Here is a 22,539-nt window from a genome sequence, read left to right as displayed (position 1 = left end):
CAAACAATGTCACTATGGATTATTAACGGAAACGTATGGAATGAAGCGGCTGGAAGCTTGGAGAGCAAGCATATTCAACTCGAAAACGGGAAAATCGCAGCCATCGTTGACGGCGGAACAACGCCAGATACAGGCAGCGCCGAAGTCATTGACGCTAAAGGCAAGCTGGTTTCGCCTGGATTTATCGACATGCACGTTCATTTGCGCGATCCAGGGTTTGAATATAAAGAAGATATCGAGACGGGAACTCGTTCAGCGGCCAAAGGCGGCTTTACGACAATCGCTTGCATGCCGAACACTCGTCCGGTAACAGATACGGCAGAGACGGTAAGCTATATTAAAAATAAAGCAGAGCAGGTTGGTATCGTTAAAGTTCTGCCGTATGCTGCAATTACTAAAAATGAGCTTGGACGCGAGTTGACGGACTTTGCCGCATTGAAGGAAGCTGGTGCGATAGGCTTTACGGATGATGGAGTCGGCGTACAAAACGCTCAAATGATGAAGGATGCCATGGCGCTTGCACAGTCTATGGACATGCCGATCATCGCTCATTGTGAAGATGATTCGCTCGTTGTTGGAGCTTGGGCTTCTGAGGGTGAATTCTCGCGTAAGCACGGGCTGAAAGGCATTCCGAATGAGTCGGAGGCCATTCATGTAGGCAGAGATGTATTGCTTGCAGAAGCAACTGGCGTGCACTACCATGTATGCCATGTTAGCACGGAGCAGTCGGTAAGGCTCATCCGTCTTGCTAAGCAAATCGGAGTACGCGTAACAGCGGAAGTTTGTCCTCACCATCTGCTTTTGTCAGATGAAGACATTCCTGGTCTTGAGGATGCGAATTGGAAGATGAATCCTCCGCTTCGTACGCCTAGAGATGTTAAAGCAGTAATTGAAGGGCTTGAAGACGGTACAATTGATATGATCGTAACCGACCATGCGCCTCATAGTGCGGAAGAGAAGGCTCGGGGCGTTCAACTGGCACCATTCGGCATCGTTGGCTTCGAAACGGCTTTCCCGCTGTTGTACACCAAATTCGTACAAACGGGTATTTGGACTTTAGGATTCCTTCTGCAGCGCATGACAACAGACCCAGCTAAGGTTTTCCGTCTTCCGACGGGACGGCTGGAGCAAGGGGCGCCGGCCGATCTTACAATCGTCGATCTGAACAACGAGCGTGCGGTAGATCCAAGCACCTTCGCATCAAAAAGCAATAACACGCCATTCGGCGGCTGGAAGCTGAGCGGCTGGCCTGTAACGACAATCGTTGACGGCGCTGTTGTCTGGTCTGAATAATAGATTTTATAACCTGCTAAATTCATTATATGGGAACAATCAACACCTGAGGAGTGAGACGGATGCAAGCTAGATTATTGTTGGAAGATGGTACGTTGTTTACGGGCCTTTCATTCGGTGCAGAAGCACAAATGATGGGTGAGGTTGTATTTAATACAGGAATTACCGGTTACCAAGAGGTTCTTTCAGACCCGTCCTACTGCGGACAAATCGTTACGATGACTTACCCGCTAATCGGCAACTATGGAATTACTCGCGATGATTTCGAAACGCACCTGCCATTCATTCACGGTTTTGTTGTTCGCCGCCATGAGGAAGTGCCAAGCAACTGGCGTGCTCAATATTCGCTAGGCCAACTGCTGAAGGAGCATGGCATCCCGGGAATCAGCGACATTGATACGCGTATGCTCACTCGTAAGCTGCGCCATTACGGCACAATGAAGGGCCTTATTACAACAGGAAATGAGCGTGTGGAGGAGCTGGCAGAACGCCTTAACATCTCCAAGCTCATGACAGATCAAGTAGCGCGTACATCAACACCGCATCTATTTACAAGTCCTGGCCAAGGCGAGCGAATCGTGCTTGTTGATTTCGGCGCTAAGAGCGGCATACTTCGTGAGCTTACGAAGCGCGGCTGTGATGTAGTTGTCGTACCTCATGATACGTCAGCTGATAAAATTCGTCGACTGAACCCAGATGGAATTCAATTGTCTAACGGTCCTGGGGATCCGAAGGATGTTCCATACGCTGTCAAAATGATCTCCGAATTGCTTGGAGAATATCCAATATTCGGTATTTGCTTAGGTCATCAGTTAATGGCGCTTGCTTGCGGAGCAGATTCAACGAAGCTTAAATTCGGCCACCGCGGCGGAAATCACCCGGTGAAAGAATTGGCCACTAATCGCTGCTATATCACATCTCAAAACCATGGGTACACCGTACTTGAAGAATCGCTGGGCGGCACAGATTTGACTGTCACGCACATTAACAACAATGACCGTACGATTGAAGGGCTGAAACATAATAAGTTCCCGGCATTCTCGGTGCAATATCACCCGGAAGCGGCGCCTGGCCCATATGATTCCAGCTACCTGTTTGATGAATTCCTTCAAATGATCCGTACGCATAAATTAAATAACCCACAAAAACCCCGTCAAGCGGTGTTATCGGAGACGTTGAAAGGAGAACTTCAGTATGCCCAAAAATAATGAACTCAAAAAAATTCTCGTGATCGGATCCGGTCCGATCGTCATCGGACAAGCGGCTGAGTTTGACTATGCCGGCACACAAGCTTGCCAAGCCTTGAAAGAAGAGGGCTATGAGGTTGTTCTTATAAACAGTAACCCTGCTACGATTATGACTGACACGAATATGGCAGATAAAGTTTATATCGAGCCGATTACACTTGATTTCGTTTCACAAATCATTCGTCAGGAGCGTCCGGACGGCTTGCTGCCGACGCTTGGCGGACAAACCGGTCTTAACATGGCGGTTGAGTTGGCGCGTGCAGGCGTTCTTGAACAAGAGAACGTAAAGCTTCTAGGAACGCAGCTAACAGCCATTGAGAAAGCGGAGGATCGCGATTTGTTCCGTGATTTGATGCGCGAGCTGGAGCAGCCTGTTCCAGACAGCGATATCGTAACGACTGTAGAAGCAGCTGTGGATTTCGCTAATTCGATCGGCTATCCGATTATTGTTCGTCCTGCGTATACGCTAGGTGGAACAGGCGGAGGTATTTGCGCGAACGAGGAAGAGCTTCGTGAAACGGTTACTTCCGGTATTCGGTACAGCCCGATTAGCCAGTGCTTGATCGAGAAATCGATCGCAGGCATGAAGGAAGTTGAATATGAAGTTATGCGGGACGCGAATGACAACTGTATCGTCGTCTGTAATATGGAGAACTTTGACCCGGTAGGCGTACATACTGGCGACAGTATCGTTGTAGCGCCAAGTCAAACCCTTTCTGATCGCGAGTATCAAATGCTTCGTTCAGCATCGCTCAAAATTATCCGTGCACTTAATATTGAGGGCGGCTGTAACGTTCAGTTCGCATTAGATCCGCACAGCTACCAGTACTATGTTATTGAAGTTAATCCGCGCGTAAGCCGTTCTTCTGCCCTTGCATCGAAAGCAACAGGCTATCCGATTGCAAAAATGGCAGCAAAAATCGCAATCGGCTATACGCTTGATGAGCTTGTTAACCCGGTTACGGGCCAAACCTATGCTTGCTTCGAGCCGACGCTGGATTACATCGTATCGAAAATTCCGCGCTGGCCTTTCGATAAATTTGTTAATGCTAATCGCAAGCTTGGCACACAAATGAAAGCGACTGGTGAGGTTATGGCAATCGGCCGTACCTTTGAAGAATCGATTCACAAAGCAGTTCGCTCTCTTGAAATAGGCACTCATCGCATTCATTTGAAAGAAGCTTCATCTTTGGAGGATGCTGTTCTTCGCACTCGTCTGGAGAAACCGGATGATGAGCGTATGTTCCTTGTAGCAGAAGCTTTCCGCCGCGGCTATAAGCTTCAGGATATTCAAGATTTAACGAAAATTGATTGGTGGTTCCTTGATAAAATCCAATCGATCGTCGCTTTCGAGGATCGTATGCGCAGTGAGGCAACCTTGTCTCAACAAACGCTTTATGAAGCAAAGCGCAAAGGCTTCTCTGACCGCTCAATCGCTGAAGTTCGTCATGAAGGCTTCCCGAACGGCAGCCACACGACAGAAGCAGACGTCCGTGAGCTTCGTGTTCAGCTTAACTTGAAGCCCGTATACAAAATGGTTGATACATGTGCCGCTGAATTTGAAGCGTCCACACCGTACTACTATTCCACATATGAAGTAGAGAACGAAGTCATTCAGACCGATAAGCAGAAAGTACTCGTGCTTGGCTCTGGCCCGATTCGGATTGGCCAAGGCATAGAGTTCGATTACTCAACAGTGCATGCGGTTTGGGCCATTCAAAATGCCGGCTACGAAGCGGTTATTATTAACAATAACCCAGAAACCGTATCAACAGACTTCAGCACATCGGATCGACTATACTTTGAGCCATTATTTTTCGAAGATGTTATGAACGTTATTGAGCAGGAGAATCCGATTGGCGTTATCGTACAGTTCGGCGGTCAAACGGCAATCAACCTAGCAGCGCCGCTCTCTAAAGCAGGTGTTCGAATTCTTGGCTCCAGCCTTGAAAGCATTGATGCAGCAGAGGATCGCAAGAAATTTGAAGCTTTGCTTCGCAGCCTAAATGTACCGCAGCCTGATGGAAGCACAGTAACTTCGGTAGATGAAGCTGTCGCAACTGCACAAGGCCTTGGTTATCCTGTACTTGTTCGTCCTTCGTACGTACTCGGCGGCCGTGCAATGGAAATCGTCTATTCGGATGAAGAACTGCTTAGCTACATGGAAGTGGCTGTCAAAATCAATCCGGAACATCCGGTATTGATCGACCGTTATATGATGGGCAAAGAAGCGGAAGTTGATGCGATTTGCGACGGCGATACCGTTCTTATCCCAGGTATTATGGAGCATGTTGAACGCGCAGGAGTACACTCCGGCGACTCGATTGCGGTATACCCTCCACAATCGCTATCCGACGATATTAAGCAGCAAATTATCAACATTACGATCAACATTACCAAAGCATTAAATGTTATCGGACTTGTTAATATCCAGTTCGTTATTCATCAAGATAAAGTATACGTAATAGAGGTTAATCCTCGTTCATCGCGTACCGTTCCATTCTTAAGCAAAGTAACAAACATTCCAATGGCTAACCTGGCTACGCAAGCTATTCTTGGTACAAAGCTTGCTGATCTTGGCTATACGGAAGGCTTGTGGCCGGAAGATGAGTATGTATCGGTTAAGGTTCCTGTATTCTCCTTCGCGAAGCTGCGCCGCGTTGACCCTACGCTTACGCCGGAAATGAAATCGACAGGCGAAGTCATGGGCCGTGATGTGCAATATGCAAAAGCGCTATACAAAGGCCTAATCGGTGCAGGAATGAAAATTCCGACTTCGGGCGCCATTATTGCTACTGTAGCGGATAAAGATAAAGAAGAAGCAACAGAATTGCTGCGCGGATTCTTTAATCTAGGCTACAAAATCATTGCAACAGGCGGAACAGCAAAAACGCTTGAAGAAGCAGGCTTGATTGTAACTACGGTTAACAAGCTAAGTGAAGGTTCGCCTAACATTCTTGATCTGGTACGTGAGGGCCAAGCGCAATTTGTTGTCAATACATTGACAAAAGGTAAAGCTCCTGAACGCGACGGCTTCCGAATTCGTCGTGAAGCAGTTGAGAATGGTGTAGTTTGTATGACATCATTGGATACCGTACGCGCTTTGCTAGTTATGCTTGAAACACTTAACTTCTCGTCGCGCTCAATGCCGGTGCATCTGAAGAAGTAAGACATATTCGTAAAACATATGTACGGCCAACGTCCATTGCTTGCTCTCTGTAATAAAGTTTCTACTTTATTACGGATAGCGAGAGGGGGCGTATGGCCGTTTATTATGCAAATGAACAGAGAAAAAGGAGTGAATTCGGATGAAGCTGACTTCCGAACAGGCGGCAGGACGGATTATGGTTGCATTGGATTATCCCAGTGCGGATGCTGCGGAGCATTTGATAGCTGAGCTGCAGGGTATTCCCTGTTATATGAAAGTGGGGATGCAGCTGTTCTATGCAGCTGGGCCTTCATTTGTCCAAAGCTTGAAAGAGCGCGGCTACTTTGTATTTCTTGACGTCAAAATGCATGATATTCCGAATACAGTCAAGGGCGGCGCAAACAGCGTTACGAAGCTGGGCGTTGATATGTTTAACGTTCATGCAGCGGGCGGGAGCGCCATGCTGGAGGCTGCACTGGAAGGCGTTGATATCGCTCTTACGGGGAGCGGGATTATCAAGCCTACCATAATAGCTGTTACACACTTAACGAGCACAAATCAATTGATGCTTAACGAACAAATTGGAATAGGCGGAACGGTTGAGACAGCCGTCCTTCGTTATGCGGAGCTGGCTAAGTCAGCGGGTCTTGATGGTGTTGTTGCATCGCCTTCTGAGGTCAAAGCGATTAAAGCAGCATGCGGACCAACATTTAAAACGGTAACGCCTGGTATTCGTCCTAAAGGCGCAGATGTGAATGACCAATCTAGAATTATGACGCCAAGCGAAGCATTGAGCCAAGGAACCGATTATATGGTTATTGGCCGTCCTATTACTGCTGCGAATAAGCCAAGAGCCGCATTGGAATCTATTATTGAGGAGCTGACAACTTATGAGTAATTTAATTTTAAAAGACCTGCCGAATGAAATAGCTAAGAGCTTGCTGGAGATTGAAGCTGTCGCGCTTCGTCCCAATGAGCCGTTCACATGGACTTCAGGCATCAAATCACCTATTTACTGCGATAATCGGTTAACTATGACATACCCAGCTATCCGTGACAGAGTGGCAGAAGGATTTGCTGCAATTATCAGTGAGCGTTATCCAGATGCGGAGGTTATCGCAGGAACATCTACTGCTGGTATTCCCCATGCAGCTTGGGTAGCGCAGAAGCTGAATCTGCCGATGGCTTATATTCGTGATAAAGCGAAAGGCCACGGCAAGCAGAATCAAATTGAGGGACGAGTCCTTCCAGGTCAGAAGGTCGTTGTTATTGAGGATCTTATCTCGACAGGGGGCAGCTCACTTAAAGCGGCGCTTGCTGTTCGCGAAGCTGGCGCTGAGGTTGCTGCAGTGCTCGCCATCTTTACTTATGAATTCGATTCCGCTATTCAAGCATTTGCAGCGGAAAATATGCCGCTCGAAACCTTATCCAATTATAGCGCACTTATTCAAACGGCAGTTCAGCTCGGTAAAGTGGCAGCAGAGGATGTAGCTACGCTGCAAGCGTGGAGAGAAGATCCGCAATCGTTCGGAAAATAACCATATAGCAGTGTAATGGGAGTTGTTCCCGTAATAAAAAATGGTAGAGCAAGATTTATTTTTGCCCTGCCATTTTTTTATAGGGGATCATTCTTGGATCAAGTAACTGGAGATTCTGTATCAATTACCTTTATAGGCATCAGTTATTTGATAGCGAATGAGATGCAAAAGTGCATCTAATTGAGCTCAAAGCGGCGGGCGATAGCGAATGAGATGCAAAAGTGCATCTAATTGAGCTCGAAGCGGCGGACGACAGCAAATGAGATGCAAAAGTGCATCTAATTGAGCTCAAAGCAGCGGGCGATAGCGAATGAGATGCAGAAGTGCAGTTAATTGAGCTCGAAGCGGCGGACGACAGCAAATGAGATGCAGAATTGCATCTAATTGAGCTCGAAGCAGCGGATGATAGCGAATGAGATGCAAAAGTGCATCTAATTGAGCTCGAAGCGGCGGACGATAGCGAATGAGATGCAGAAGTGTCTACTTTCTATACAGAAGTCCATTATTCCAGCTAATTTGGGTTTTTCTATATGAAGTGTGGGTTTTTAAAAGAATTAACTTGAGCATATACAGCTAAATAGTCTCTAATAGTATCTTGCGATCAAAATTAGCTGCTGCTTTTCCAGCTAGTCGTTCCATTTTTAGTTGTATCACACAGTATGGTCATTCGGACTCCAATAAGGTTTGAAACTAATGATATTCATAACCTCTAGCCTTCGAGTAGATTCTCGTGTCGGACAGATTGCCTAATTTATCTTTTCTGGCACATCTTAAAACACCTTCCAATGTGAAACCTGCTCGTTCAGCAAGCCGACTGCTGGATAAATTAAGACTGCTGCAGCGAATTTCAATCCGATTGGCATCCAAGTGATCAATTGCAAATCTAGTGATGCCGTTCACTGCTTCTGTCATTAATCCTTGACCAGCACGTGAGGTTCTAATCCAATATCCAATTTCAAAAGCTCGAACATCCCAATTGATACGATGAAGCCCGCTGCTTCCTACAAGCTGGCTCGTGCTCTTATCCCATACATGCATAACGAAGTCAGTTCGTTCCAAAAAGCTAAGTCTAGCTTTCCGTACATAAGCTTCTGATTCATCAACGCTTGGAATTACACTAGCAAACGGCAGCCAAGGACGCAGCTCATTGACACTTTCACGTACCGCTTCATTAATAAGAACACCGTCACCCCATTGCGGGGCGCGAATGATTAAATTTTCTGTTTCAAAGCTTTCAGGGAATGAAAATAAAATAGGGTTGTCGTCCATTTAGTACCTCCTCCTGATTTACAAATACTTGCTTTATACTAGCATGTTGAAGATTAGATTCTCAAGATCGGGATAAGCCGATTAATGTCGAAAAAATAATTGCAAAGATGTAAAATTATACGTAACTTTTTGAGCATGTCCTTCGTCTATCTTATCAGATGAGAATTATGAAGACAGTAATACATACTTAAGGAGGGATCGGGAGCGCTCATGGCTACATCTCAGGAAGCCGAACAAATAACAGAGTCGCAGCTTGAACCCACAGAAGACCAGCGTATTCTACTTACGGTTAATGATGTAGAACGTACTTTTCAAGTTGGTGGTTCACCGCTGCACGTACTAAAAGGGATTAATATGGAGCTTAAGGAAAGGCAGCTTGTTATGCTTAGAGGCCGTTCAGGCTCTGGCAAGACGACGCTGCTGAATTGCTTGGGAGGTCTCGACACGCCAAGCAAAGGAGAAATTTTGTTTAACGGCTTAACATTTCATAAGATGAGTGATGATAAGCGGACGCTGGTCCGGCGCAAGCATATGGGTTTTATTTTCCAAGCCTTCGCGCTAATGCCGCTGTTATCGGCTTGGGAGAACGTAGAGCTCTCTCTTCGCATGGCCGGTATTCCTCGCGCGCAATGGAAAGAGCGAGTGGCGCAATGCTTAGAGCTAGTAGGATTAGAGAGAAGGATGCATCATCGCCCCTTTGAGCTTTCTGGAGGCGAGCAGCAGCGCGTTGCAATTGCCAAAGCAATCGCCCATAAACCAATTTTGCTGCTGGCTGATGAGCCGACAGCTGAGCTTGATACGAATATGTCCGCTCAAATTATGGCTGTATTTCAAAATATTATTCGTACTGAACACGTTACAATTTGCATGACTACACATGATCCTACTATTTTGGAGGTTGCCGACAATGTTTATGAAATGGTGGACGGGAGATTTATTTAAACGTTCAATTGTGGTTGCTATGAGTGTCTCATTAGTGTTTGCAGGAGGGTGCTCTTTGCTTCCTAAGGAACAAGAAGAAGAAGTATTGCCTGAAATTAATCCACCCCAAATTTCCAAAAAACCAGAGTACGAGGTGACGACAGCGAATTTGGAAACTAAGGTTCCAGTCATTGGAAAAGTTATTTCTTTAGAAGAAGAAACGCTGTTTTTTACGTTAGACGGAAAAAACCTGAAAGAGTTATATGTCAAAGCAGGGCAAACCGTGAAAGCCGGCCAAGTAATTGGCGAGCTTGATGTGGATACTTTAGTTAAATCACTGCGTTCGGAAAGACTGTCCTTCAAAAAAGAAGAAATAGCAATGAAAGATACTTTGCGTCAACGCGATGAGATGGATCCAATCGAATTCGAGGAGAGATCGATTGCTTTCGAAGAGCGCAGGCAGAAGCTTGTAGATATGGAAGAGGAAATTGCGAAAGCAAGCTTGACCGCGCCGTTTAGCGGAACCATTGTAACGTTGAATGTTCAGAAGGGCGATTTAATTAAAGCGTATGCTCCGATTGCCATTGTTGCCGACACGAGCAAAATGGTGCCTGCTGCGAAGCTGTCCAAATCCGAGCTGGAGAAAGTTGCGGTCGGTATGGAGGTCGTGGCGAACATAAGTAATGTAGGAACATTCAAAGGAAAAGTGAAGCAGCTGCCGATTAAAGCGGAAGATCAGAATAATAATAACGGCGGCATGGGCGGCGGTGATTCGAAGCTGGAACGCCCTGAGGATTTCATGATTGTTGAAATAAAAGATTTGCCAAGCACAGTAAATCGCGGAGCACCACTATCGCTTAATATTATTACGAAACGCACCGAAAACGCTATTGTTATTCCTCCTTCTGCGCTTCGTTCGATCGGTTCACGCACTTATGTGCAGGTTGTTGAGGCTGATGGTAAGCGGGAAGTGGATGTTGAGGTTGGACAGCAGACTCCAACTCAGATCGAGATCCTGCAGGGGCTTAAACCAGGGCAGAAAGTCGTAGGTCGATAGCCGATGGGTATTCCGCTGTTTCGATTTTTGTTCCGCAAAATGTGGAACACGCGCTGGCTTACCTTAAGCACGCTCGCTGGGCTTACCTTAGCGGTTGCTTTCGCGACCAGTATACCGATGTACGCGGACGGAGCGCTCAAGAGGGTTGTAGCCGAATCTTTGCAGCAGAAGAGCGCTGGCTTGCCCGCTGGCTCGCTGCTAATGCGTTATCAGTCGCCTGCTGGCGGGAAAACGGATATATCGGCATTATCGGAGCTTAAGCGTTACATTGCCGATGACGTGCCTAAAGAAATCGGATTTCCTTTTGATACATTTGTAAACAGCAATTCCATTCGCAGCGCAGAGGTCGTTCCGGAGGATTCTACGAAAGTAGATGCGGGACGAAATCGTCAATTAACGATTATGAGCATGTCTGGAATGGATACGAGTACGGAGCTGGTTCAAGGCAGATGGTTTATTAACGCCGAAGGAGACAGTGAACTAATCGAAGCTGTTATGTTCGAGGAAGCGATGTACAGAAATGATATACATATCGGCGATGTGTTTGAATATCCGATATACGGCGGACTTGATCTTACTCTTAAGGTCAAAGTCGTCGGGGCGGTAAAGCCGCTTAATGAAACGAGCTCATATTGGTACCAAGGAATGGAGGGATTGCTGAATACATTCCAAATTAGCGAGACAGCATTCAATAAGGTGCTGCTCGAGAAGAAGAAGATTCCTCTTCATAATGCAAGTTGGTATTATGCGTTTAATTTATCGGAAATTCAAACGAGTCAGCTGTCTCCGCTTGGGCGGACGCTAGAACGGCTCAACATCGAATTGTATCAGCGTCTGAAAGATACACGGGTGGAGATATCCTTTGCATCCACATTGACGGAATTTAAGAAGCAAAGCTTGCAATTGCAAACGCTGCTGTTCACGCTGGCGGCTCCTATGCTCGCAATGGTGTTTTTCTTTATCGCGATGAACGCTCGTCAATCACTGGATAAACAGCGAAGTGATATTGCAGTGCTTCGAAGCCGTGGATCCAGTACGAGGCAGATCATATGGATTTATTTGATTGAGGGACTGCTGCTAGGCGGCATATCATTAGCGATTGGTCCGTTTATCGGATGGTTTATGGCAAAGAGCATCGGTTCAGCCAATGGCTTTCTATCCTTCGTCAGTCGCAAATCAATCCCGGTTGGATTCTCGACGGATGCTATGATAGCAGGTGGTGCGGCCGTATTGCTTGCTCTACTTGCAACGATCATTCCTGCTATTATTTATGCGAAATCGTCTATTGTTAACTACAAGCAGGAGCTTGCTAGGTCCGATCGGAAGCCTGGCTGGCAGCGCTGGTATCTCGATGTTCTGTTAGTAGCAGCTGCAGGCTATGGCTGGTATATGTTTAATGAAAGACAAATGCTTACGTTCCAGACGGGAATGACAACAGATCAGCTGAATGTCCAACCGTTTCTGTTCTTCGTCCCGGCACTTGCTATTTTTGCACTTGGGTTATTTTTCTTGCGACTTTTCCCATGGTTGTTAAAGCTATTTAATTGGCTGGGGAGAAAGTTCCTGCCAGTGCCGATTTATTTAACTTTGACGCAGCTGTCACGTTCGTCCAAGGGCTATTATCCGCTTATGATTTTATTGGTATTGACGCTTGGTCTAGGCGTGTATAACGCTTCGGCAGCCCGTACGATAGAATTGAACTCCACAGAGCGAACATTATATAAGTTCGGTACGGATGTAACCATTCAGACGGTATGGACCGGATCTCCAGAAGTTACCATTCCAACTGGAGGAGGATCAGGCGGCGGTGCTGGTGGAGGCAACGGTGGCGGTGGAGCTGGAGGAGGTGCTGGCGGCGGTAACGGAGGCGGTGCTGGTGGAGGCGGTGGCGGCCAATCGGTGCCGACGCGTATATTGTACACAGAACCGCCATTTGAACTATTCCGTTCTCTTGAGGGTGTAGAAGCAGCCGCACGCGTGCTGCAAACAAAAGGCAACGTCGTTATCTCAGGGAAATCGATTGGGCAAGGTACCGTGATGGGTATTGATAACGTCGATTTTGCCAAGGTAGCTTGGTTCCGAGACGATTTGTCTCCGGTGCATCCGAATTATTATTTAAATAATTTAGGTTTATATGAGCACGCTGCACTTATTCCTACTAAAGTAGCCGAGAAAAACCAATTAAAGCTCGGCGATTTAATTTCAGTTGGCTTTCCAGACGGAATGATTGAATTTACGGTAGTAGGCATTTTGCCGTATTGGCCTACGCAATATCCAGATAAATCACCATTCATCATTGCGAACTTGGACTATATTTATGATCAAATGCCTATTACTCCTTATGAGGTTTGGCTAAAAATGAAGCCTGAAGCGAAGCTCGCTCCCATTGTCGAGAAGCTTCAACAAGCTGGTATTGAGATGGCTTCTGTAAAGGATGTAAGAGCAGAACTCCTTACGCAATCGAAGCATCCAACAAGAGGCGGCGTATTCGGCATATTGAGCTTAGGCTTCCTTGTATCTGTCGTCATTACGTTGGCGGGCTATGTTCTGTACTGGTTCTTCAACTTGTCAGGCCGTGTCGTGCAGTTCGGCGTACTTCGTGCGATGGGACTCTCGCGCAGGCAGCTTACGGGCATGCTTCTGCTGGAGCAGCTCTTTACAGCGGGACTTGCGATAGGGCTCGGCGTATTAATTGGAAAGGCAGTCAGCTTGCTATTCCTGCCGTTCCTGCAAACGACCGAGAATGTGGCTGAAACGGTGCCGCCATTCCGAGTTATATTCGACTCGAACGATACCAATCAGTTATTCTATGTGGTCGGATTTATGATGCTGATCGGTGCGCTTCTGCTCTTCCTGCATATTCGTAGGCTGAGAGTGCACCAAGCGGTCAAGATGGGAGAAGAACGATGACGACAGCTATGATCGATTGCGAAGGATTAGTCAAAATTTACAAAACAGACGATCTAGAGGTCGTTGCCCTGCAAGGCTTGAATTTGAAAGTCAATGAAGGCGAGCTTATGGCTATTATCGGCAATAGCGGAAGCGGGAAGTCAACGCTTCTGAATACGCTGGGCGGTCTCGATCGCCCTTCTGCCGGTCAAGTTAAAGTAGGTCCCTGGGATTTGCTCAAAATTTCAGAAGAGGATCTTGTGAGCTACAAGCGCGAAACAGTAGGCTTCATATGGCAAAATAATGCCCGCAACCTGCTGCCGTATTTGTCAGCGCTGGAGAACGTGGAAATGCCGATGATGCTATCCGGTAAAGTAGATCGCCCTTATGCGAAGCAGTTGCTGGAATGGGTTGGGCTTAAGGAGCGCATGCATAATAAGCTCCATCAACTCTCAGGCGGCGAGCAGCAGCGGGTCGCTATTGCCATATCGTTGTCAAACAGGCCGAAGCTGCTGCTCGCTGATGAACCTACAGGCTCCGTCGATACGACAACCTCTGATTTAATTATGGGCATTTTCCGTAAGCTTAACCGAGAAATCGGTATCACCATTGTAATTGTTACGCATGATCTTACACTCGCAAGCAAGGTGGACCGTGTTGTTGCAATTCGCGATGGATTGACGAGCACGGAGTTTATCAAACGAAATCCGAATATTAATGCCGACGGAGAGGCAGAGCTTCAGATAGCAAGCAACTTGCAATCTGTACACGAGGCTTATGTAGTAGTAGACCGAGTCGGGCGTCTGCAGGTGCCGAAGGAATATCTTACAGCTTTAAATATTAAAGATAAAGCGACAATGGAATTTGACGGTGAGCGGATTATTATTACTCCGCCTAAATCATTGGGGGGTTAAATCGAATGAATGACAAACGGGTGTTGAAACCGAGTTTACGCAGATTTACAATGCTCAGTTTAACGCTTGCGCTGCTGATCAGCCTGCTGGCTGCCTGCAGCGGAGGCAATGAACAATCCGCAGAGAAACGTGTTCTACGGATAGGGGTACTTTACGGTGGATCGGATAATGAGCCTTATTTCCGTCAGCAATACACCGATATGTTTGAAATGTCGCATCCTAATATTGAATTTGAAATCGTTGGCGCAATTAATTATGATGATCAGCGCTTTGAGAAGCCTGACCCAAACAAACCAAATACTCAGCCTGATCCTTATGAGAAAATGAAAGAAATGCTGAATGGTCAGAATCCAGTCGATGTCGTTGTACTTGATTACAATATGCTGCTTCGCCTAACGCAAGATAACTTGCTGAAGCAGCTTGACCCTCTTATTACACAGGACAAATTTGATGTAAGCGATTATGTTCCAACTGTCATTAACGGCATTAAAGCTGCAGGCGATGGCAATATATACGCGCTTACACCAACATTCAGCTCTTCTGCGCTTTATTACAACAAAAAATTGTTTGCAGATAAAGGCATCTCTCCTCCAACTGACAAGATGGAATGGAAGGAAGTATTGAACCTTGCTCGTCAAGTCGCTGATGGAGAAGGTCAGGACCGTACCTTCGGTTTCTCATTTAACCGTTGGACGAACGATGGCTATGGTCAGGTTCAGAATTATAGTTCAGCGCTGCAATTGAAAACTTGGGATGATAAAGGCGAAAAAATGCTCGTAAACACCGATCAATGGGAGGATGTTTGGACGACTATAGCCTCTCTCTATAATGATCAAGTACTTCCAACCCAGGAATTTATAAACAAAATGTACGAAACTCAAAATGAAAAAGGCACTTATGATCCTTTCTACGGTGATTTATTCATGAAAGGAAAAGTAGCAATGACTATCGGGGAATACGGATATATTAATGAACTCAAAAAAGTTCAAGATAATGCATCCAAAATCAAAGATTTCGATATCGTGGATTGGGATGTTGTAACTGTTCCTGTCAGCCCGTCAGACCCTGAAGTCGGCGGAAGCATCTATCTCAGCCAATTGATGGGCATTAATGCCAAAGCGCAAAATGATAAAGACGCTTGGGAGTTCATCAAATTTACGAATGGCAGAGATTGGGCTAAGCTTAAATCTAGAAGCCTTTATGAAATGGTCGCACGTAAAGAATTTTTGAAACCGATTGGCGGTCTTCAATACAATATGGATGCATTCACATCGCTTAAGCCGCTGCCTCCGACTAGCACGGATGCTGACAAGGTATATCGTGAAAATCCAAACATCTGGGAAGCTCAGCAGCCAGCTTATGAGTTGTTCCAGGAAGTGCTGAAGGGTACAAAGTCCGCTCGTGATGCATTAGCGGAATGGGAAACAAAAGGCAATGCCGTATTAGAGCGTCCTAAGACAAATCCTTCTGGTGAAGGTGACGGGACGATTGATATTATGCCAATGCCAAAAGCAGATTAATGATAGAATAGAAGGCCCACAATGAAAGCCCACAATCGATGCTGAATCGATTTGGGCTTTTTTGTTTGGGCTTAGCTGATTTTCCTGTAAAAAGGTCCTATAATCGATTATCGAGCCTTTAATGAGTGATTATGGATGCCGCAGCAGTTACTAATATGTATTTTTGCCGGAATAACTGGATTGTCATGCTCTTATGCTTGTTAAATCCTAATTTAGGGTATTCTAATGATTAACAGCAGCACCTTGATCAGATACATAGAGGAATGGATTTGCACAGACACCAGGAGGGAATTGAGATGAGATGGGTATACTGGATCCGATTGTACGAAACAAAATTTCAAGCCGGGTGCCTTGTAAGACGAATGGAGAATGATTCATGGATTTATGGTTATGAATCGCCGGATGAGGTAGAGGTGTTCCGGTCCCGCAAAGGCCGTTACGGCGTGCGATTTATTCCATAAAAAAAACAAAAAAAATAATTAGAAGATTTTGCTTGACTTAAAACCTACTCATATAGTATATTATTTTATGTCGCCATTTCAAGAAGCTTTAATTCAAATGGACAAACGTCGCGGGGTGGAGCAGCCCGGTAGCTCGTCGGGCTCATAACCCGAAGGCCGCAGGTTCAAATCCTGCCCCCGCAACCAACCTATCGATAACCACGTTGAAATATACGTTTTTCGAGGGCCCTTAGCTCAGTTGGTTAGAGCGGTCGGCTCATAACCGATTGGTCGGGGGTTCGAGTCCCTCAGGGCCCACCATTTGCAAAGCTTTACACATGCCGGGGTGGCGGAACTGGCAGACGCACAGGACTTAAAATCCTGCGGTGGGTGACCACCGTACGGGTTCGATTCCCGTCCTCGGCACCATCTTTACAGCCCAGTAAAGTCTAGTACTTTACTATAGCGCTTAAATTAAGGAATGCCTACATAATTGTGAAAGAGATCCTCCGTTTGCATCATCTGTACTCAAGTACGGGTAATGACAAAGGAGGATCTTTTTTCGTTTCAGGTGTGACGATAATTGACCCCAGATCCGTTATTTCATCAAAATCACCTTGATTTGCAATCTTATGGACATAAAATAAAAAAAGATTGCCATCCGAGGTAAAACATGATATATTATTTTCTGTTGCCACTTTCATTAAACGCGCCGGGGTGGCGGAACTGGCAGACGCACAGGACTTAAAATCCTGCGGTGGGTGACCACCGTACGGGTTCGATTCCCGTCCTCGGCATACTTAGAAAATGTTCATATGATATTGGAAAGCCTCCTTTGCCGTACTGGAAATTTCAGTGCAAGCGATGGAGGTTTTTTAATAATGATGTACTTAATAAACGAAGAAGAAAACACTCAATGCAAACCGAGGAGGCAAAACACCATGGTACCGTTAAAATTACCGAAAGAGCATAAGCTTCAAATCGCATCCGGTATACAAGATTATTTTCAAATTGAATTTGATCAAGAAATTGGACAATTAGCAGCTGAGAATGTGCTTGATTTCATGCTGAAGGAGCTTTCGCCATACGTATATAATCAGGCATTAGCAGATGCAAGAAAAGCGATTGAGCAGAAGATGGTTGCCTTAGATGAAGAAATATATGCGCTTGAGAAGCCCATAAAGCTGGCAAAGAGATGATTTTCGCTTCGGCACGGCGAATGGTCGTGTTTTATGTCTGAAAATAAATGTGAATCGACAACACCGTGTGACAGATTGTTTGAAATCATTCGCCTATACTTATTTATTACTGGCTGCTATTGCGTGCAATACTGCATTTTTTATACTTGAGCGTATGTGCAGATTCCCAGAAAGATTTAGCACTCAGAAATCTAAATAAGGATGGTGTCTAATGACAGAAGGTTTCTATCAAGCAGTTAAGATCATATGGGATGTATTCGAGAGTATGGAAAAATCGAGCGGTTATGTATATACAGGTGAGCAGGAAGCTGGAAAACCACATGGCTACGGGGTCGTTATTTTTAATAACGGCTTGCAGTATGTTGGGAAGTGGGCGGATGGATTACCGCACGGCACGGGAAGGTTAACCGATAAATTCAAACGTTACAGCTATAGCGGGAAATGGCTAAATGGCATCTTTCATGGAGAAGGGAGCTTTGAACTGGCAGGCGGTGATTGTTACGAGGGCTCTTGGGTGTGTGGCTTGCGTCATGGTAAAGGATATTACCGAAGATCTGTGGGCGGCTGGGAGTATAGGGGCGACTGGCGGCGCGACCACATGCACGGACATGGCTTTATGAATGATTTCGCTGCTGGTACAGCTTATGATGGCTTTTGGATAAACGGCAGGAGAAGCAGCTCTGGAAAATTCCGTATATCAAAAGAGAATGATTATCATGGTAATCGGGCAGATGGTCAAATTTTTGGTACATAGGCTTCGTCATATCTATGAATGCAATAGCTCAGAGCTATCTATTCATATACAAACCAAATGAAGAAGGATTGTTTTCCTTCTTCTTTTTTTGTCATGCATGAGCGTGTCCTTTTTTATGTGTATTCCAACCTGTGATATAATGATCTCACCTAATTGGGAATGAGAGACTATAGATAGGAAAGGAGATATATACGATGTTCTCAAATAATAAAGAGGAAATATCATTCAAGGAAAGATCCAGATTGCTGTTTGCACAAGTCGATTTATTAAAAGAGAACTTATATATGGATCTCTTAGAAAGATTCAAGCAAGATCCCACAGTAGGAGAGCATGAAAGAAAATGGAAGCTGAGCATACTCGTCGCCTCTATTTCAACTGCACTGTTTAGCAAATCTCTTATAAGGAATAAAGAATACCCGACTTTATATACTTATTTCATAATAAAAATAAACGAATTCGACTCCGAAGGCGAAGCAGCGATTGAGGATTGCATGGGTTTGATCGCAGATTTAATGAACAGAACAGAATATGATCCTATTCAATTTACGGATACGATCGCGTTATGGCTTTATTTTCAGATTAGAGGCAAGGAAGAACTAAATTTGGAAGAAACGGCGCCGTATATGCTAGTGGCACAGTTCATCAACAATAATTTCTTTAATTGGTTTGACGAGTCAGAATAAGCTTAATGGGACTTGAGAAGAAAAAGGCTTCTCTGCTGTCTGATCTAAATCAGATAGGCAGAGAAGCCTTATTGTGTTACTTAGCAATGATTCCTGTACTGGATGAGGAACTGCTTAATTGAGAGCCTACAGGAAGCACAGGTTTGAATGTGGCGTCTACATAGGTTGTCACTTGAACATCCGTAATGACTTGCGGATACATTTTGTCTGGATCAGGCATTACGATTTCAATGTGTATGACAGCCTCTTTGCCTTCAAAGCTGATTGAAGAAATGCGAATGCCGTAGCCTGGGTGCGGTACTTGTGTACTGACTGTAACTTTATTAACTTCAGTATTGACTGGAGTGACAATTAACTTATACTCGAGATTTGGTTGAACGGGCTGCTCAGGAATTGGTTTAGTCTCCTTTACAAAGGTAATAGCGTCATAAAGCCAGCCTGCAGCTGTACTGCGCGTAATGGCCTGCTTAGGATAAAACTTGTTGGAGCTGTCCAGCGTTGCAATCTTTGCAATTAGGAGCTTCTGAATGCTGTTCTTATATGCATTGTTAATGTCTGCTTCGTCCTTGATCATTGCGTACATTTCCACAAAGGCATAATCGCCTTTTTTAACGATAGCCTTGAACAAGTGGTGGGCAAATTGCTCGCGAGTCATATTATCATTTGCCTTCACTGTTTTTGGAATATCAAGTCCATTATAGTTTGCGATGACGAAAGCCTCTGAATACCATGCTTTATCCTTGAGGTTAGGATAGGAATCCGAAGCCAGCGGTTCTTTAATAAAACGAATGTTGTCGATATTGAGCCCCATGCCTTTAACGATTAATGAAATGCCTTCTGCATAACTGAGCTTGCCTTTCGGATTGAACTTATCTTCTTTATTTCCGCCTTTTATTATACCGTGTTTTTTAAGCTCATTGATTTTGTGTTCGTTGGCGTCATTTTTGATATCTTTAAAAGCAAACACGGTTTGTCCGACTGAGAAGAGCATCATTGCAATCAGGGCCATAATTAGTAATGAACGTTTTCGCATAAAATCACCTCTTTACTTAGTTTGCTGCAGCACTTACATTGACGCAATGGAAAGCCAAATTGTTGCAATGCTGTTAAAATCACTTCATCCAATTTTTATTATTATGACCATATGTGCGAGTTGTAAAAATACCAATAAAGTTATTGACTTCATGTCTAAATCCTGATATATTATTAATTGTCGCCAATACGATCTGTTAGCTCAGCTGGGAGAGCACTATCTTGACAGGGTAGGGGTCAGTGGTTCGAGCCCACTACAGATCACCATAACTTAAGCGCCGAAAGCCTTGTGTATCAAGGCTTTTTTTGTTTTTATGGGACCACAGTTATTCGTCTGAATGGTGCCAATTGGTGCCGTGATACGAATTTGATACGAATTGGGTTTTGATACGAATAGTTTCATTTCTAATTGCTACCGTAAAATGCCTTACCAAATGAGTCGGCTACATCTTCCTGGATGTCTGGTCTAATATGGGCATAGTTATCAATCATGCGAGTATCAGACCATCCGAGTCGTTCTGCAATTGCTTGAGGAGTTTCTCTATTTTTGATCAGCATTGTAACATGAGTATGCCTGAGGTCGTGGAAGCGAATTTTTTTCAAATCATCCTCGACAACCTCTCCAGCTTTTCTCCGTTCCTCTAAACGTTCATTAATTCCTATTACGATTCTTTCGAATGTCCGATTGACGTTTCTTGGCGAAACTGGACCGCCGAACCTAGTACTTATAACGAGTCCGTGATCTTGATAAACGTCAGCGTATTTCATTCGTTCCTCTCTCGATTTCTTTTGGTGCTTAGCCAACGCATCCATAGTTTCTTTATCTACTCTAATCGGCCTTTGACCTGACAATGTTTTCGCTCCTACGTCAAATCCTTTACCATCGTGATTTAATATTTGTGTGATGCTCACAATGCGGTTTTGAAAATCAACATCTTTCCAGCGAAGACCAAGGATCTCGCCTTGTCTCATTCCTGTAGTTAGAGCTAACAAGAAAACAATATGAAGTCGATCTCTAACTGTTGCATCTAAGAACTGTTTGGCTTCTTCAAGTGACCAAACTTGCATCTCTTTTTTTCTCGCTTTTGGGCGATCAATGAGAGCTGCGGGATTTTTGTTTATCATGTCCCAAGTTAAAGCCTTTTTCATCGACTCATTAATAATAGTGTGACACTTCTGTATGTTCTCATCAGACAACCGCCCTGATTCATGAACTGAATTATACAAGTTTTGAATATCCCTCGGTGTCATTTTGGCTAAGTCAATAGATCCAAGAACAGGGAGGATATGATTATTGACCAAACTTTCATAGTTCTTAAGCGTCTGAGGCTTGACGTTCATTTTTTTGTCATTCAAAAAGGTCTGCATAAACTCACCGTAATTATCTACAGACGGTTTGAAATACGTCCCCTTGTTAACTGCATCTTGCGAGGGCTGGTTACGGATATGAAACGATTGCCGTAGCGTTAGGGCCGGATAAGAGCGCTTTGGGTGTTCGCGGGAAGCTTGAAAGGATGAATTTTGATTTCAAAAGAAGAAAGTTCAGGGAAGTGGATTCCGGCCGCAGCGTCACGGTGGGAAAGTAATTTAATGAATGACGGAAATTGCGTAGTAGACCCATTATGCGAAGGAAGGAGCGATTGAACATGAAAAAATACGAGGGAAGAAGGATTCGACTGGGATTACTGGGCGAAATGGCAAGAGGTTACTGCATAGTTCGACGAAGCTACGAAACATATTGAATAGACCTTACAACACGGAACGTGGTGATAGACATGCAATTCGTGCAGCCTATACGTGATCCTCAGAAGATCGAGGAGATGAAACAAGCGTTGCTTAAGCGTTCAAAAAGAGATTGGTTCATATTCGTCTTCGGGATCAATACAGGCCTACGGATCGGCGACATATTAAAGCTAAAGGTTAATGACGTTCAAAATCGGACGCATATTAGCCTGATCGAAGGGAAGACGAAGAAAAAGAAGCGGGTGCCTATTAACGCAGATTTGAAGCGCATCATTGACGATTACACGAAAGTCATGGATCCAGAAGCAACGCTGTTCCCTTCATATCGGACAAGGGGTGAGACGGCTATATGCAGGGTGCAAGTGTAACGGGTGTTAAATTATGCGGCTGCTGAATGCGGTTTGGAAGAGATCGGCACGCATACGCTTCGTAAAACGTTCGGCTACCACTTCTATCAGAAAACGAAAGACGTGGCAATGTTGCAAAACATATTCAATCACGCCTACCCATCATTAACACTGCGCTATATCGGCATCAACCAGGACATGATTGATGATGCGGTCAGCAAATTTACATTATGAGAAGCTCTGAATATTAAGTTTCATTGGAAAAAGAAAGCCCATAATATGGGCCTTCTCATTAATGTTATCTTAGAAATTAACGAACTAAGGTTACGCAATTAGATAATAAAGGGTAGTACTTCAAAGGGTAGTACCTCTTCGAATCTCTCGTCGCGTCTCACATCGAGACTCCCATCGCGTCTCTCGTTGCGTCTCTCGTTGCGGCCGAAGGCGCCACAACTACAAGCGATAATTATTAATAAAATGAAAAGAACAAGAATCGTACCAGTGTTATTGAATATTATTCAATTCGTCTCCTCACATCTTTTGAG

General features: G+C 44.9%; 17 protein-coding genes, 5 tRNA genes and 1 pseudogene. 20 read left to right on the top strand and 3 right to left on the bottom strand.

Annotated features, from left to right (window positions below; all coding sequences use genetic code 11):
- The first annotated feature begins 6 nt into the window (after positions 1-6).
- From CEF13_RS17765 to pyrE, 5 genes are all read left to right on the top strand, one after another.
- Positions 7-1,293, top strand: a complete 1,287-nt coding sequence (locus CEF13_RS17765) for a dihydroorotase (RefSeq protein ID WP_102712531.1) — start codon at positions 7-9, stop codon at positions 1,291-1,293.
- A 62-nt stretch (positions 1,294-1,355) separates the two neighbouring features.
- Positions 1,356-2,501 (top strand): carbamoyl phosphate synthase small subunit, encoded by a 1,146-nt coding sequence (locus CEF13_RS17760; protein ID WP_102712529.1) that lies wholly within the window; start codon positions 1,356-1,358, stop codon positions 2,499-2,501.
- Complete coding sequence (carB, locus tag CEF13_RS17755; RefSeq protein WP_102712526.1) at positions 2,488-5,709, top strand: carbamoyl-phosphate synthase large subunit; 3,222 nt, start codon at positions 2,488-2,490, stop codon at positions 5,707-5,709. The genes CEF13_RS17760 and carB overlap by 14 nt, the downstream gene beginning before the upstream one ends.
- Positions 5,710-5,848: 139 nt before the next feature.
- Positions 5,849-6,586, top strand: coding sequence for an orotidine-5'-phosphate decarboxylase (pyrF, locus tag CEF13_RS17750; RefSeq protein WP_102712524.1), 738 nt, complete (start codon positions 5,849-5,851; stop codon positions 6,584-6,586).
- Entirely contained in the window at positions 6,579-7,226 is a 648-nt protein-coding gene (gene pyrE / locus CEF13_RS17745) for an orotate phosphoribosyltransferase (RefSeq protein WP_102712522.1), read from the top strand. Before pyrF ends, pyrE begins: the two co-directional genes overlap by 8 nt.
- Positions 7,227-7,916: 690 nt before the next feature.
- On the opposite strand, the gene CEF13_RS17740 is transcribed toward pyrE, so the two are convergent.
- Positions 7,917-8,495: a GNAT family N-acetyltransferase gene (locus CEF13_RS17740; protein WP_102712520.1), complete on the bottom strand. Its 579-nt coding sequence runs from the start codon at positions 8,493-8,495 to the stop codon at positions 7,917-7,919.
- Positions 8,496-8,705: 210 nt separating this feature from the next.
- On the opposite strand from CEF13_RS17740, the gene CEF13_RS17735 reads away from it, so the two are divergent.
- The 13 genes from CEF13_RS17735 (at position 8,706) to CEF13_RS17680 (ending at position 18,872) form a co-directional block, all read left to right on the top strand.
- Positions 8,706-9,437 (top strand): ABC transporter ATP-binding protein, encoded by a 732-nt coding sequence (locus tag CEF13_RS17735; protein WP_102712518.1) that lies wholly within the window; start codon positions 8,706-8,708, stop codon positions 9,435-9,437.
- Positions 9,403-10,473, top strand: a complete 1,071-nt coding sequence (locus CEF13_RS17730) for an efflux RND transporter periplasmic adaptor subunit (protein WP_102712516.1) — start codon at positions 9,403-9,405, stop codon at positions 10,471-10,473. Before CEF13_RS17735 ends, CEF13_RS17730 begins: the two co-directional genes overlap by 35 nt.
- A gap of 3 nt (positions 10,474-10,476) precedes the next feature.
- Positions 10,477-13,383 carry an ABC transporter permease gene (locus CEF13_RS17725; protein WP_102712514.1) on the top strand — a complete coding sequence of 969 codons (2,907 nt, stop codon included), beginning with the start codon at positions 10,477-10,479 and terminating at the stop codon, positions 13,381-13,383.
- 8 nt (positions 13,384-13,391) lie between these two features.
- On the top strand, positions 13,392-14,276 hold the full coding sequence (locus CEF13_RS17720) for an ABC transporter ATP-binding protein (RefSeq protein ID WP_102716432.1): 885 nt from the start codon (positions 13,392-13,394) through the stop codon (positions 14,274-14,276).
- Between the two features lie 5 nt (positions 14,277-14,281).
- A complete protein-coding gene (locus tag CEF13_RS17715) occupies positions 14,282-15,796 on the top strand; it encodes an ABC transporter substrate-binding protein (protein WP_102712512.1) in 1,515 nt (504 codons plus the stop codon).
- A 296-nt stretch (positions 15,797-16,092) separates the two neighbouring features.
- Entirely contained in the window at positions 16,093-16,257 is a 165-nt protein-coding gene (locus CEF13_RS28850) for a hypothetical protein (protein ID WP_166742727.1), read from the top strand.
- 109 nt (positions 16,258-16,366) lie between these two features.
- Positions 16,367-16,443: transfer RNA gene (locus CEF13_RS17710), tRNA-Met, on the top strand.
- Between the two features lie 37 nt (positions 16,444-16,480).
- Positions 16,481-16,557 (top strand) — tRNA-Ile (locus CEF13_RS17705).
- A gap of 19 nt (positions 16,558-16,576) precedes the next feature.
- A tRNA-Leu gene (locus CEF13_RS17700) sits at positions 16,577-16,665 on the top strand.
- A 282-nt stretch (positions 16,666-16,947) separates the two neighbouring features.
- Positions 16,948-17,033, top strand: a tRNA-Leu gene (locus CEF13_RS17695).
- Positions 17,034-17,177: 144 nt separating this feature from the next.
- Positions 17,178-17,435, top strand: a complete 258-nt coding sequence (locus tag CEF13_RS17690; protein ID WP_166742726.1) for a DUF2164 domain-containing protein — start codon at positions 17,178-17,180, stop codon at positions 17,433-17,435.
- A gap of 211 nt (positions 17,436-17,646) precedes the next feature.
- Entirely contained in the window at positions 17,647-18,189 is a 543-nt protein-coding gene (locus CEF13_RS17685) for an MORN repeat-containing protein (RefSeq protein ID WP_102712508.1), read from the top strand.
- Between the two features lie 194 nt (positions 18,190-18,383).
- Positions 18,384-18,872, top strand: coding sequence for a hypothetical protein (locus tag CEF13_RS17680; protein WP_102712506.1), 489 nt, complete (start codon positions 18,384-18,386; stop codon positions 18,870-18,872).
- Positions 18,873-18,948: 76 nt separating this feature from the next.
- Here CEF13_RS17680 and CEF13_RS17675 read toward each other — a convergent pair whose 3' ends face one another.
- A complete protein-coding gene (locus CEF13_RS17675; RefSeq protein WP_102712504.1) occupies positions 18,949-19,905 on the bottom strand; it encodes an S-layer homology domain-containing protein in 957 nt (318 codons plus the stop codon).
- 190 nt (positions 19,906-20,095) lie between these two features.
- Here CEF13_RS17675 and CEF13_RS17670 point away from each other — a divergent pair.
- A tRNA-Val gene (locus tag CEF13_RS17670) sits at positions 20,096-20,171 on the top strand.
- Positions 20,172-20,309: 138 nt separating this feature from the next.
- Here CEF13_RS17670 and CEF13_RS17665 read toward each other — a convergent pair.
- Entirely contained in the window at positions 20,310-21,272 is a 963-nt protein-coding gene (locus CEF13_RS17665) for a tyrosine-type recombinase/integrase (RefSeq protein ID WP_102712502.1), read from the bottom strand.
- A 407-nt stretch (positions 21,273-21,679) separates the two neighbouring features.
- Between CEF13_RS17665 and CEF13_RS17660 the strand changes: the two are divergent.
- Positions 21,680-22,228: pseudogene (locus CEF13_RS17660) on the top strand (site-specific integrase).
- Positions 22,229-22,539: the final 311 nt, after the last annotated feature.

This window comes from Paenibacillus castaneae (assembly GCF_002884445.1).
Classification (GTDB): Bacteria; Bacillota; Bacilli; order Paenibacillales; family Paenibacillaceae; genus Pristimantibacillus; species Pristimantibacillus castaneae.
Note: the sequence above shows the minus strand (reverse complement) of the source record. Positions and strands in the feature narration are given on the sequence as shown.

Coding starts and splice junctions, on each gene's coding strand:
- pyrE (WP_102712522.1), top strand. CDS start 6,579: ATGAGTAATTTAATTTTAAAAGACCTGCCGAATGAAATAGCTAAGAGC.
- CEF13_RS17765 (WP_102712531.1), top strand. CDS start 7: ATGTCACTATGGATTATTAACGGAAACGTATGGAATGAAGCGGCTGGA.
- carB (WP_102712526.1), top strand. CDS start 2,488: ATGCCCAAAAATAATGAACTCAAAAAAATTCTCGTGATCGGATCCGGT.
- CEF13_RS17715 (WP_102712512.1), top strand. CDS start 14,282: ATGAATGACAAACGGGTGTTGAAACCGAGTTTACGCAGATTTACAATG.
- CEF13_RS17675 (WP_102712504.1), bottom strand. CDS start 19,905: ATGCGAAAACGTTCATTACTAATTATGGCCCTGATTGCAATGATGCTC.
- CEF13_RS17730 (WP_102712516.1), top strand. CDS start 9,403: ATGTTTATGAAATGGTGGACGGGAGATTTATTTAAACGTTCAATTGTG.
- CEF13_RS17680 (WP_102712506.1), top strand. CDS start 18,384: ATGTTCTCAAATAATAAAGAGGAAATATCATTCAAGGAAAGATCCAGA.
- CEF13_RS17690 (WP_166742726.1), top strand. CDS start 17,178: ATGGTACCGTTAAAATTACCGAAAGAGCATAAGCTTCAAATCGCATCC.
- CEF13_RS17735 (WP_102712518.1), top strand. CDS start 8,706: ATGGCTACATCTCAGGAAGCCGAACAAATAACAGAGTCGCAGCTTGAA.
- CEF13_RS17760 (WP_102712529.1), top strand. CDS start 1,356: ATGCAAGCTAGATTATTGTTGGAAGATGGTACGTTGTTTACGGGCCTT.
- CEF13_RS17665 (WP_102712502.1), bottom strand. CDS start 21,272: ATGCAGACCTTTTTGAATGACAAAAAAATGAACGTCAAGCCTCAGACG.
- CEF13_RS17685 (WP_102712508.1), top strand. CDS start 17,647: ATGACAGAAGGTTTCTATCAAGCAGTTAAGATCATATGGGATGTATTC.
- pyrF (WP_102712524.1), top strand. CDS start 5,849: ATGAAGCTGACTTCCGAACAGGCGGCAGGACGGATTATGGTTGCATTG.
- CEF13_RS17725 (WP_102712514.1), top strand. CDS start 10,477: ATGGGTATTCCGCTGTTTCGATTTTTGTTCCGCAAAATGTGGAACACG.
- CEF13_RS17740 (WP_102712520.1), bottom strand. CDS start 8,495: ATGGACGACAACCCTATTTTATTTTCATTCCCTGAAAGCTTTGAAACA.
- CEF13_RS17720 (WP_102716432.1), top strand. CDS start 13,392: ATGATCGATTGCGAAGGATTAGTCAAAATTTACAAAACAGACGATCTA.
- CEF13_RS28850 (WP_166742727.1), top strand. CDS start 16,093: ATGAGATGGGTATACTGGATCCGATTGTACGAAACAAAATTTCAAGCC.